Below are 11,976 nucleotides of genomic sequence, written 5' to 3'. Positions count from 1 at the left end.
CCCCACAGCGAACCGCCGGTACCGCCGGCTCCGCCCGCCCCGCCCGCTCCGGTCGAGGAGCTGGCACCCGCGCCGCCCGCGCCGCCGAACCCGAACAGGCCGGCAGCACCGCCGTGACCGCCGCTCTGGCCCGTATTTGCCGCGCCCGAACCACCGGCTCCGCCGCTGCCGACCAGCCAGCCGCCGTCCCCGCCGTTGAGGCCGCTGCCGGGGGCGGCGTTGGCGCCGTTGCCGATCAGGGGCCGCCCGGTAACCGCCTGCACCGGTGCGTTGACGGCATCCACCAGCGACTGCAGCGGCGAGACGTTAGTCGCTTCGGCTCTGGCGTAGGAATTCGCGCTCGAATTGAAGTTCTGCACGAACTGGTCGTGCAGCGTCATCATCTGCGCGCTCAAGCTCTGATAGGCCTGTCCGTGTCCGGAGAACAGGGCGGCCAGCGCCACCGAGATCTCATCGGCACCCGCGGCCAGCACCACCGTCGTTGCCGACGCTGCCGCCGCATTCGCCGAGAGTAGCGTCGACCCGATGCGCGAGGCGTCAGTTGCCGCTGCTGCCACTGCCTCTGTGCTGGCCGATACGAACGACATCGCTTTTGTCCCCTTGCGCCGCCGGAGCCGGTTCTGCAGTTACCACCGTCCCTCAGCAGGGCGGGCGAAAGCTTCGGTCAACAGCAGGGTTGGCAGGATGAAATCGCCTCCTCCAGTTGGGGGAGCGCGGCTTACTCGGCGCGACCGAGCGCGTTCAGCACCAGGCGCAGTACCTGCACCGCGCCCGCCTTATCCAACGGATCATTGCCGTTGCCGCACTTGGGCGACTGCACACAGGAAGGGCATCCGCTCGGGCATTCGCACGCCTGGATCGCCGCGGCGGTAGCCCCGAGCCAGGTGCCGGCCCGACGAAAGCCGCGCTCGGCGAACCCCGCCCCGCCCGGATAGCCGTCGTAGACGAACACGGTCGGCAGGCCGTCGGGACCGAGTGCGGTGGACAGCCCGCCGATGTCGCCGCGGTCGCAACTGGCCACCAACGGGAGAAGCCCGATGGCGGCATGCTCGGCGGCGTGCAGCGACCCCGGTACGCGCAGCAACTCGATCCCGTCGCCCGCCAAAGCATCCGGATCGATGGTGTACATCACCGCGGTCGTCGGCAGCGAATGCTGCGGCATGCTGAGCTCGACGAAGTCGATGACCTCACCGTTGCCCCGCCGGCGCAGGTATCCGATTACCTGGTGGGTGACGGTCACCGGGACCAGACCCAGCGTCACCGGTCCGAACACCGAACGCTCCCCCTGGCCGGTCACCGCGATGTCGGTGATCTCCCGCGCGAACGTGGCGTAGCCCGGGTCCTCGGCGTGGACGAACGCCAAGCCCTCCTCGAGGTCGAGGGAGTCGACCACGTAGCTCTCACCCTGGTGCAGGTATACCGCGCCCGGATGGATCGAGGCCGGGGCCTGCCCGACGCCGGTGTTGCCCAGCAGGCGTCCAGTGTCGGATTCGACGATGACGATGTGGCCGCCGATGGAACCCCGGATGTCAACCGCGCCATGCGGTTCCATTCCCGGCGCCGGAAAGTACCTGCTGCCCCGCCGCTTCAGCAGACCGTCGTCGACCAGGCGTTCCGCCACGTCCACCGCGTCCAGGGACCGCACCTCGGCCTCGTCTAGCGGCAGTTCGGTTGCGGCGCAGAGCAGTTGCGGCCCCAGGAGATAGGGATTCCGAGGGTCGATGACGACGCGCTCCACGGGCTTGTCCAGCAACGCGGACGGGTTGTGCACGAGGTAGGTGTCCAGCGGGTCGTCGCGGGCGATGAGTACGACCAGTGCGCCCTGACCTCGGCGCCCCGATCGGCCGGCCTGCTGCCAGAACGACGCGACCGTTCCGGGGAACCCGGCCAGCACCACCGCGTCCAGACCCGCGATGTCGACGCCGAGCTCCAAGGCATTGGTAGTGGCCACGCCCCGCAGCTGACCTTCGGCCAGCGCGTTCTCCAGCGCCTTGCGGTCCTCGGCCAGATATCCGGCCCGGTAGGACGCCACCGTCGGGACCAATTGCGGCGCAATGTCGCTCAGGCGCGACTGTGCACCCAGCGCGGTCAGCTCGGCCGCCCGCCGGGACCGCACGAACGTCAACGTCTGGGCGCCCTCCACGATCAGGTCGGCCATCACGCGGGACGCCTCGGCGCCCGCCGAACGTCGCACCGGAGCGCCGTTCTCGCCCACCAGATCGGTCAGCAGGGCCGGCTCCCACAACGCGACGGTGCGGGCCCCTTGAGGAGAGCCGTCCTCGGTCACTTCCGTCACCGGCTGTCCGATCAGCTCGGTCGCCGTTAGCCCGGGCGAATCCGTTGTCGCGCTGGCGAAAAACACCGTCGGGTAGGACGAATAGCGCGCGCACAGGCGTAACAGCCGGCGCAGCACCATTGCCACGTTGGATCCGAAAACGCCTCGGTAGTAATGACATTCGTCGACAACCACAAAGCGCAGGCCGCGCAACAGCACCGCCCACCGGGCGTGGTTGCGCAGGATCGACAGGTGGATCATGTCGGGATTGGAGAAGATCCACCGGGAGCGCTCACGGGCGAAGCGGCGGACTTCGGCGGGGCTGTCACCGTCGTAGGCGGTGGGCGCGACGTCGTCCAGGCCGGCGGAGGTGACCAGCGCATGCGCCGCGCGCAACTGGTCATGCCCGAGCGCCTTGGTGGGCGACAGATACAGCACCCGGGCGCGCGGGTCACTCGCCAGAGCGTGCAGCACCGGCAGCTGGTAGGCCAGCGACTTGCCCGACGCGGTGCCGGTGCTCACCACCACATGACGTCCGGCGTGTGCCAGTTCAGCGGCCTGCACCTGGTGTGACCACGGGAGTCCGATACCCCGAGCGGTGAAAGCGCGCACCACGTCGGGCTCTGCCCACGCCGGCCAGCTCTGCGGGCGCCCGGGCCGGGGCGCCAGTTCGGCGGTGTGGCGCAGCGGATGCTCGTCAGGCGCGGTACCGGCGAGCGCTGCGGCAAGCAGTTCACTGCCGAAACTCGCCATCGGTTACCTTTCTCGGCCCGCGGGATGACGCTGACGTAAATTGACCCGCCGTTCGGCGGTCTGTCTGGGCCTAGAGACTGTCGCCGACGCGTTGAACATGGTTGACTGAGTGCGGTCGCAGCTTCTGTGTTCGTGTAAAACTTTCGCAGGATCGACGTTGCGGTCGCGGTTCCTGCGAGGTTATCTGTCGGGTGAAGTTCCGGCGACTCCGCGCGGTATGGCGGTCGCGGCTGGCCCGGGGCATCGAAAGGCGGCGCCCCGCACCCAGATAGAAAAGGAAAGATCGAGAAATGCCACAGGGAACTGTGAAGTGGTTCAACGCGGAGAAGGGCTTTGGCTTCATCGCCCCCGAAGATGGATCCGCGGATGTTTTTGTCCACTACACGGAGATCCAGGGGACGGGCTTCCGCACCCTCGAAGAAAACCAGAAGGTCGAGTTCGAGATCGGCCACAGCCCTAAGGGCCCCCAGGCCACCGGAGTCCGCTCGCTCTGATTCGAGCAGATTCTCAGACGAAACCCCCGGAGCAGTCCGGGGGTTTTCGTTTCTGGGGCGCCGGTACCGGCCCGCCGCGCCGCCGCGGGTCCGCTCGCTGGCCTACTGTCTGTGGCGTGAGCCAGCTTTCCTTCTTCGCCGCGGAGTCAGTCCCGCCCGCGGTCGGGGACTTGTGTGGACTGCTGGCGGCACCCGGTCAGATCGTGCTGGTGGGTGCTGGTGCCCGGTTGTCCGTAGTGGTCGACGAACCTTGGCGTGCTTCGGCCCTGGCCGAGATGATCCGGGAGGCCGGCCTCGTCCCCGAGATCACCCGGACCGACGAGAACCACCCTCTGGTGCGGACCGCGGCGGACCCGTCGTTGCGGATCATCGCCACCGAATGGACGCGGGGTGCGGTGAAGACCGTTCCGCCGCGCTGGTTGCCGGGGCCGCGGGAGTTGCGGGCCTGGACCCTGGCGGCGGGCAGCCCCGAGGCCGACCGGTATCTGCTCGGGTTGGATCCGCACGCGCCGGACACCCATTCGCCGCTGGCATCGGCTTTGATGCGGGTCGGGATCGCACCCACTTTGATCGGTACCCGCGGTGCCCGTCCAGCGCTTCGGATCAGCGGCCGTCGCCGGCTATCGCGCCTGGTAGAGAACGTGGGAGAGGCGCCCGAGGGACCCGATGCGGCAGCCCAGTGGCCACGGGTCTGACGGTCCGTTGCCGCCCCCGCCCGGGCGGGCCGGTTTGCGCGGGCCCGCCCATTGGTGCGAAATTGTCAGTTGCCCGCGGGGCGAAGATACGGCGGCGTACCTATGGTTGACCGGAAATCCGGAATATCAGGGAGCCGCCCTGTCATTGTTTCTGCGAGACGGTTCCGCCCAGGGACCGATACAGGAGATGGAGCGTAGGCGCAGTTGGTTGAGCGGGCCCCCAGGAGGGCTAGCAGCGGCAGAAACGGCAGCACCCGGCGACTCGTGATCGTGGAGTCGCCCACCAAGGCGCGCAAACTCGCCGGCTATCTGGGTTCCAATTACATCGTCGAGTCGTCCCGCGGACACATCCGCGACCTGCCGCGGGCCGCCGCCGACGTGCCCGCGAAGTTCAAATCCGAGCCATGGGCACGGCTGGGCGTCAACGTCGACGCCGACTTCGAACCGCTCTACATCATCAGTCCGGAGAAGAAGAGCACCGTCACCGAGCTGAAGGGGCTGCTCAAGGACGTCGACGAGCTCTACCTGGCAACGGATGGTGACCGCGAGGGCGAGGCGATCGCCTGGCACCTGATGGAGACCCTCAAACCCCGCGTCCCGGTCAAGCGGATGGTCTTCCACGAGATCACCGAGCCGGCCATCCTGGAAGCCGCCGAGAACCCCCGGGATCTGGACATCGACCTGGTCGACGCACAGGAGACCCGCCGCATCCTGGACCGGCTCTACGGCTACGAGGTCAGCCCGGTGCTGTGGAAGAAGGTCGCACCGAAGCTGTCGGCCGGCCGGGTCCAGTCGGTTGCCACCCGCATCATCGTGCAGCGCGAACGCGACCGGATGGCATTCCGCAGCGCGTCCTACTGGGACATCCTGGCCAGGCTGGACGCCAGTGTGTCCGACCCGCAGGCGCAGCCACCCACGTTCGCCGCGCGCCTGACCAACGTCGACGGCCTGCGCGTGGCCACGGGTCGCGACTTCGACTCGCTGGGCGTCCTGCGCAAGGCCGACGAGGTGGTCGTGCTCGACCAGGCCGGGGCCACCGCGCTGGCCAACAATCTGCAGGGCGCCCAGCTCAGCGTTGCCTCGGCCGACGAGAAGCCCTATACCCGTCGTCCCTATCCGCCGTTCATGACGTCCACGCTGCAGCAGGAAGCCGGCCGCAAGCTCCGGTTCTCCTCCGAACGCACCATGAGCATCGCGCAGCGGCTGTATGAGAACGGCTACATCACGTATATGCGAACCGACTCGACGACCCTGTCGCAGTCGGCTATCACCGCCGCGCGCAACCAGGCGCGGCAGCTCTACGGCGAGGAATACGTGTCGCCCTCACCGCGGCAGTACACCCGCAAGGTGAAGAATGCCCAGGAGGCGCACGAGGCCATCCGTCCCGCCGGAGAGACGTTCGCGACGCCGGACGCCGTGCGACGCGAACTCGACGGTGACGAGTTCCGGCTCTACGAGCTGATCTGGCAGCGCACGGTGGCCTCGCAGATGGCCGACGCGCGGGGCACCACGCTGAGCCTGCGCATCGAAGGCCGCGCCGGTGAGCAGCAGGTGGTCTTCTCTGCGTCCGGGCGCACCCTGACCTTCCCGGGCTTCCTGAAGGCCTACGTGGAAACCGTCGACGAACTAGCCGGCGGCGAGGCCGACGACGCCGAACGCCGGCTGCCGAACGTGTCGCCGGGCCAGCGGCTGGCCGCTATCGAGCTGACGCCCGACGGCCACTCCACCAATCCGCCCGCACGCTACACCGAGGCCTCGCTGGTCAAGGCGCTCGAAGAGCTGGGCATCGGCCGTCCGTCCACCTACTCGTCGATCATCAAGACCATTCAGGACCGCGGCTACGTATACAAGAAGGGCAGCGCCCTGGTGCCGTCCTGGATCGCGTTCGCGGTAATCGGCCTGCTGGAACAGCATTTCGGCCGGCTGGTCGACTACGACTTCACCGCGGCGATGGAGGACGAGCTCGACGCCATCGCCTCCGGCAACGAGCGACGCACCAACTGGCTCAACAACTTCTACTTCGGTGGCGATCACGGGGTGCCCGACTCGGTGGCCCGCTCCGGCGGCCTGAAGAAGCTGGTCGGCGTCAATCTCGAAGGCATCGACGCGCGGGAAGTCAACTCCATCAAGGTCTTTGACGACGCCGAGGGCCGGCCGGTCTTCGTGCGCGTCGGCAAGAATGGGCCGTATCTGGAACGCACGGTGACCGGCGACGACGGTGAACCGACTCCGCAACGGGCCAATCTGAACGACTCGCTCACTCCCGACGAGCTGACTCTTGAAGTGGCAGAAGAGCTTTTCGCAACTCCGCAAGAGGGGCGGGTGCTCGGAGTGGACCCGGCGACGGGACACGAGATCGTGGCCAAGGATGGCCGGTACGGACCGTATGTGACCGAGGTGCTGCCGAAATCCGAGGGCGACGACGGATCTGCCGGAGCTGGAGCCAAGAAGGGCAAGAAGCCCACCGGACCCAAGCCTCGCACCGGTTCCTTGCTGCGCACCATGGATCTTCAGACGGTGACTCTCGAGGATGCGCTGAAGCTGCTGTCGTTGCCCCGGGTGGTCGGCGTGGACCCCGCCTCCGGCGAGGAGATCACCGCCCAGAACGGGCGCTACGGCCCGTACTTGAAGCGCGGCACCGATTCCCGGTCGCTGGCAACCGAGGAGCAGATGTTCACCATCACCCTCGACGAAGCGCTCAAAATCTACTCCGAGCCCAAACGCTCGGGGCGCCAGGCCGCGTCCGCGCCTCCGCTGCGGGAGCTGGGCAACGACCCGGCTTCGGGCAAGCCGATGGTGATCAAGGACGGCCGCTTCGGGCCCTATGTCACCGACGGAGAGACCAACGCGAGCCTGCGCAAGGGTGACGACGTCTTGTCCATCACCGACGAGCGGGCCGCGGAGTTGCTGGCCGACCGCCGAGCCCGCGGCCCGGTGAAACGCACCGCGAAGAAGACCGCCCGCAAGGCGCCCGCGAAGAAGGCGCCGGCCAAGAAGGCCGCCAAGCGGACCTAGCCGCTCACGTCGCTGGATATCTCCTGCGCGTCGCGGGTGGCTTCTTCAGGATCGGCAAGCTTCAACGGGCGTGCCAACTGGGTGGGTGCGGCGCGGCCACGCAGAAACACCACCTCCCCCACGTCCCAGCACAGTGCCTCGGCGTCCAGCGCGCCGCTGACCGCGATCGCCGATGCCAGTACGTGCCCCGCCTCGAGCTTGGCCAGCTCGGTGAGCCGGGCGGCTTCGTTGACCGGGTCGCCGATGACGGTGTACTCGAAGCGTGCCTGCGCGCCGATGTGTCCGGCGATGGCGCGGCCTGCCGAGACGCCGATGCCGAACTCGGCGGAGCCCAGCACGGGAATCAGTTCGTCGTGCAGCTCGCGGGCCGCGGCGAGGGCGGCACCGGCGCCATCGGGGTGTTCGATCGGCGCGCCGAAGATCGCCAGCGCGGCGTCACCCTGGAACTTGTTGACGAACCCGCCGTGCCGGCCGACGGTGTCGACGACGACGCGAAAGAATTCATTGAGCAGGTGGACCACCTCGACGGGCGGCCGTGACGCGGCCAGCTGGGTGGAACCGACCAGGTCCACGAACAACACCGCGACGTCGCGCTCCTGCCCGCCCAGCTCGGTGCCCCGCTCGAGGGCCCGGCGGGCCACGTCCTCGCCCACGTAACGGCCGAACAGGTCGCGCAGCCGCTGCCGCTCGGACAGGTCACGCACCATGTCGTTGAAGCCGGACTGCAGCAGTCCGAGCTCGCTGGCGTCGTAGATCTGCATGTGTGCGTTGTAGTTGCCCCGCTGCACCTCCGACAACGCCCAGCGCAGCTGGCGCAGCGGGTCGGCGATGGACATGGACACCAGCAGCGTGCTGGCGGCTCCGATGCCCAGGGCCGCGAGCGCCAGCAGCAGGATCGGGTTGAACAGCTTCTCCGGCGAGGCGTGCAGCAGCGCGATCTTGTCCGAGACCACCGCCAGCACGATGGCCAGCAGCGGCACGGCCGTCGACAGCACCCAGGTCAGCATCAACCGCAGGATCACGCCGGGCGCCCGCACACTCTCCGGCACGCCACTGCGCAGCGCGGCGACCGCGACGGGACGCAGCACCCGTTCGGACTGCAGGTAACCGATGATCGCCGTGGCGGTGGCGCCCAGCGCGGTGGCGACCACCACTACCGGTGCGGCTTGCCGGGCCACCGACCAGCTGGCCAGGATGAAGATCACGCTTCCGACCGCCCAAGAAGCAGCGCTGGTCAACGTGCGGTAGAAGGGCATGCGCAGCGCGCGGGTGCGGGCCAGCTCGGTAGTGGTCGGGTCGGCCTCGACCAGCAGATTGTCGCGGCGTTGCCAGCGGAAAACGGGCACCAGCAACTTGAGATTCCAGGCGAACCCGGCGAAGAACAGGAAGACCACCGAGCTGATGAAGATGGCGACGTTCAGCGGCGGCAGATCACCGAGCTCGATCCGGTCGTGCGGCGGCAGACCGTAGCGCAGAAAACCGAGTACGAACAGGCCTCCGATGATGTCGGCCTGCAGCATGCTCAACGAAAAAACCGGCCATGGTGTGCGCACCACCCAACGGGCGAACGCGCTGATTCGCCGCGGGAGTGTTGATGCCATGGTCACGCACCCACCGTATCGGTCAGCGGGGACTCGCCGGTAACTAAAAGTGTCCCCGGCAGGGCGCGCGACGTGGGCGAAAGTTGCCGAAAGATCACGGATTCGTCGCAAAACGGATGCTGATCGGTCTCCGTCGGGGGTTCTCACTACTGTTGCCGATGATGAGCGGGGTGTTTACGCGGCTGGTAGGCCAGCGGGCGGTGGAAGCCGAGCTGCTCGCGGCTGCCAAGTCCGCACGTGGTGATTCCCCTCACAACGTGCCGGGCGAAGGACATATGACACATGCCTGGCTGATCACCGGACCACCGGGCTCCGGCCGTTCGGTGGCCGCTCTGTGTTTCGCGGCGGCGCTGCAGTGCACGTCGGAGGACGAACCGGGGTGCGGTAGCTGCCGGGCCTGTACCACCACGATGGCCGGCACCCACGCCGACGTCAGGCGGGTCATTCCCGAGGGTCTGTCCATCGGGGTCGACGAGATGCGGGGGATCGTGCAGGTCGCGTCGCGGCGGCCGACCACTGGTCGTCACCAGATCGTGGTGATCGAGGACGCCGACCGGCTGACCGAAGGCGCCGGGAACGCCCTGTTGAAGGTCGTCGAGGAACCGCCGCCGTCGACGGTGTTCCTGTTGTGCGCCCCGTCGGTGGACCCCGAGGACATCGCGATCACCTTGCGCTCCCGGTGCCGGCACGTGGCGCTGGTGACACCACCCACCGAGGCCATTGCGCAGGTGCTCATCGACGGCGACGGACTCGACGCCGACACGGCGGGCTGGGCGGCGTCCGTCAGCGGCGGGCACGTCGGTCGGGCGCGCCGGCTGGCCACCGACCCGGAGGCCCGGCAGCGGCGCGAGCAGGCGCTGGAGCTGGTTCGTGACGCGGCGCGGCCGGCCCGCGCCTACACCGCCGCCGAGGAGTTGGTGGCGGCGGCCGAAGCAGAGGCGGTAGCACTCACCGCCGGACGGGCCGAGGTCGAGACGGAAGAATTGCGCACCGCGCTCGGTGCCGGCGGCACCGGAAAAGGCGCGGCCGGGGCGATGCGCGGCGCCGCCGGCGCGATCAAGGACCTGGAGCGACGGCAGAAATCACGCCAGACCAGGGCCTCGCGCGACGCTCTGGACCGGGCGCTGATCGACTTGGCCACCTATTTCCGGGACGCGCTGGTGGTCTCGGCGGACGCCGGCCAGGTGCGCGCGAACCACCCCGACATGGCCGAGCGGGTCGCGTCGCTGGCCGGGCACGCCACCCCCGATCGGTTGCTGCGCTGCATCGAGGCCGTGCTGGAATGCCGTGAAGCGCTGGCCATCAATGTCAAACCCAAGTTCGCCGTCGACGCCATGGTCGCCACCATCGGCCAGCAACTGCGTTAGACTCGTGCCGCCCGCGAGGGCACGGCCGCCTTAGCTCAGTCGGTAGAGCGATTCACTCGTAATGAATAGGTCAGGAGTTCGATTCTCCTAGGCGGCTCCATCTCCTACCGGGGTGGTCGAAGGGGGAGTAACCGCATGTCGCAGCTGGTCGTGGCCCCGGAGGTGCTGGCGACCGCGACGGCGAACGTGGCCGGCATCGGTTCGGGCCTCGAAGCCGCGCGGGTGGCCGCCGCGGCGCCGACCACGGCGCTCGCCTCCGCTGCCGCGGACGAGATATCGGTGGCGGTGGCCGAACTGTTCGCCGGATTCGGTCAGCAGTATCAGGCGATCGGCGAGCAGACCAGCGCGCTGCTCGGACAGTTCGGACAGTCGATTCAGAAAGCGGCAGAGTCGTATGCGACTGCCGAGGCCGCGAACTCGGCGCTGTTGGATTCGACCGGCTTCATCCGCCGCCAGTTCGCCATCTACGACTTCAACAACCCCCGGGGTTGGGCCGCGTTCATCCTGGACTACACCTGGGGGTTTCCCGGGACGGCGCTGGGCTACGGCGTGCAGATCGTCAACGAGTTCACGCCGAACTCGAATTACGACCCGGCGCTGAGCGCACTGGCCGGCTCGCACGTCTACCGCGGCGGTATCGGGCTCTCCGGCTACGCCACCACGTTCGGCAATGTCACCACTCATCTCGGCTACAGCCCGAAGGCCGTAGACCTCATGCTCAACCATGAAGAGCTGCACGTCTGGCAAAACAGGATCTTCGGCCCGCTCTTCTCGGCCAGCTACTACGCCTGGACGGTCGGCGGAACCGCCGTCGGAACCGGGTACTGGTTGTTGCACCCCGAATTGGACTTGTCCCGGCTGATCTTGACGGCGGCTTACTACGACAACCCGTGGGAGACCTGGGCTTACCGCAACGACCATGCCTGGCCGCCACCCGGGGCGTACCCCGCGTTGCTCTGGCCTGCCTAGGGTCAGGCGAACTCGGCCCGACGCTTGGCCAGGAAGGCGTCGATGCCCTCCTGCCCGTCTGGACTGCCGGCGCAGGCCGCGATCATGCGGCCCTCGATCTCCATCTGTTCCTCCAGGCCGTTGCTGAAGCTCAGCAGCATCAGCTTCTTCACCGAAGAATTGGACAGCTTTGCAGCAGAACGAAACTCGTTGACCAAGGCCTCCGTGCGGTCGGTCAGCGCGTCATCGGGCACGACCTCGGTGAGCATTCCCCACGCCGCCGCTTCGGTAGCCGACAGCCGCCGGTTGGTCAGCATCAGCTCTTGCGTGCGCCGCACTCCGATCAGCCGCGGCAGGTAGTACGACGAGCTGCCGTCGGGGCTCAGCCCCGCCTTGGTGTAGGCCATCGTGAAGGACGCCGATTCGGCGGCCAACACCAGATCGCCGATCAACGCGAGACTGAACCCAGCTCCGGCCGCCGCGCCGTTGACAGCGACGATCAGGACCGCGTCCATGCGGGCGAACGTTGAGATGGCCCGGTGCAGGTCGTCGGCGAGGCCCTTGACGAAGCGGCCCGCGCCCAGCGGCGAACGTGCCATCGCACCCAAATCGCCTCCGGCGCAGAAGAACCGCCCTTTGCCGGTGAGCAGCACGACCTTAGTCTCCGCGACATCGCACCGGCTCGCCGCATCCATCAATTCGCGGCCCAGCACGTCGTTGATGCTGTTCGCCGCGTCCGGCCGGTTGAGTGCGATCCGGGTGACCGGCCCGTCTTGCGTGAAGTCGAGGGTCTCGTAGGAAGTCATGCCTGGATGCTATCCAGGCGGC

9 protein-coding genes and 1 tRNA gene are annotated in these 11,976 nt (G+C 68.1%); 6 read left to right on the top strand and 4 right to left on the bottom strand.

Annotated elements, in window-relative coordinates; genetic code table 11:
- Positions 1 to 587: PE family protein (locus AWC08_RS14730; protein WP_142283587.1), on the bottom strand; the 587-nt coding region annotated here is incomplete at its 3' end.
- Positions 588 to 718: 131 nt separating this feature from the next.
- Positions 719 to 3,028 (bottom strand): DEAD/DEAH box helicase, encoded by a 2,310-nt coding sequence (locus tag AWC08_RS14725; protein WP_069433959.1) that lies wholly within the window; start codon positions 3,026 to 3,028, stop codon positions 719 to 721.
- A gap of 290 nt (positions 3,029 to 3,318) precedes the next feature.
- Between AWC08_RS14725 and cspA the strand changes: the two genes are divergently transcribed.
- The 3 genes from cspA to topA all read left to right on the top strand — a co-directional run bounded on the left by cspA (position 3,319) and on the right by topA (position 7,232).
- Positions 3,319 to 3,522 carry a cold shock protein CspA gene (gene cspA, locus AWC08_RS14720; RefSeq protein ID WP_003419650.1) on the top strand — a complete coding sequence of 68 codons (204 nt, stop codon included), beginning with the start codon at positions 3,319 to 3,321 and terminating at the stop codon, positions 3,520 to 3,522.
- A 116-nt stretch (positions 3,523 to 3,638) separates the two neighbouring features.
- Positions 3,639 to 4,217: a hypothetical protein gene (locus tag AWC08_RS14715; protein WP_065134809.1), complete on the top strand. Its 579-nt coding sequence runs from the start codon at positions 3,639 to 3,641 to the stop codon at positions 4,215 to 4,217.
- Positions 4,218 to 4,421: 204 nt separating this feature from the next.
- Entirely contained in the window at positions 4,422 to 7,232 is a 2,811-nt protein-coding gene (gene topA / locus AWC08_RS14710; RefSeq protein WP_065134810.1) for a type I DNA topoisomerase, read from the top strand.
- Here topA and AWC08_RS14705 read toward each other — a convergent pair.
- Positions 7,229 to 8,833, bottom strand: a complete 1,605-nt coding sequence (locus AWC08_RS14705; RefSeq protein WP_065134811.1) for an adenylate/guanylate cyclase domain-containing protein — start codon at positions 8,831 to 8,833, stop codon at positions 7,229 to 7,231. The genes topA and AWC08_RS14705 overlap by 4 nt on opposite strands.
- Before the next feature lie 161 nt (positions 8,834 to 8,994).
- Between AWC08_RS14705 and AWC08_RS14700 the strand changes: the two genes are divergently transcribed.
- From AWC08_RS14700 to AWC08_RS14690, 3 genes are all read left to right on the top strand, one after another.
- A complete protein-coding gene (locus AWC08_RS14700) occupies positions 8,995 to 10,200 on the top strand; it encodes a DNA polymerase III subunit delta' (protein ID WP_142283586.1) in 1,206 nt (401 codons plus the stop codon).
- Between the two features lie 24 nt (positions 10,201 to 10,224).
- Positions 10,225 to 10,300: transfer RNA gene (locus tag AWC08_RS14695), tRNA-Thr, on the top strand.
- Positions 10,301 to 10,335: 35 nt separating this feature from the next.
- A complete protein-coding gene (locus tag AWC08_RS14690) occupies positions 10,336 to 11,169 on the top strand; it encodes a PE family protein (RefSeq protein WP_069435387.1) in 834 nt (277 codons plus the stop codon).
- Positions 11,170 to 11,171: 2 nt separating this feature from the next.
- Here AWC08_RS14690 and AWC08_RS14685 read toward each other — a convergent pair whose 3' ends face one another.
- The gene (locus AWC08_RS14685) at positions 11,172 to 11,954 is read right to left on the bottom strand and encodes an enoyl-CoA hydratase/isomerase family protein (protein ID WP_065134813.1); all 783 of its coding nucleotides are present in this window, start codon (positions 11,952 to 11,954) and stop codon (positions 11,172 to 11,174) included.
- Positions 11,955 to 11,976: the final 22 nt, after the last annotated feature.

Origin of the sequence: Mycobacterium gordonae (genome assembly GCF_002101675.1) — a bacterium.
GTDB lineage: Bacteria > Actinomycetota > Actinomycetes > Mycobacteriales > Mycobacteriaceae > Mycobacterium > Mycobacterium gordonae.
The sequence above is the reverse complement of the archived record's forward strand: the minus strand, read 5'-3'. Positions and strand labels throughout refer to the sequence as shown.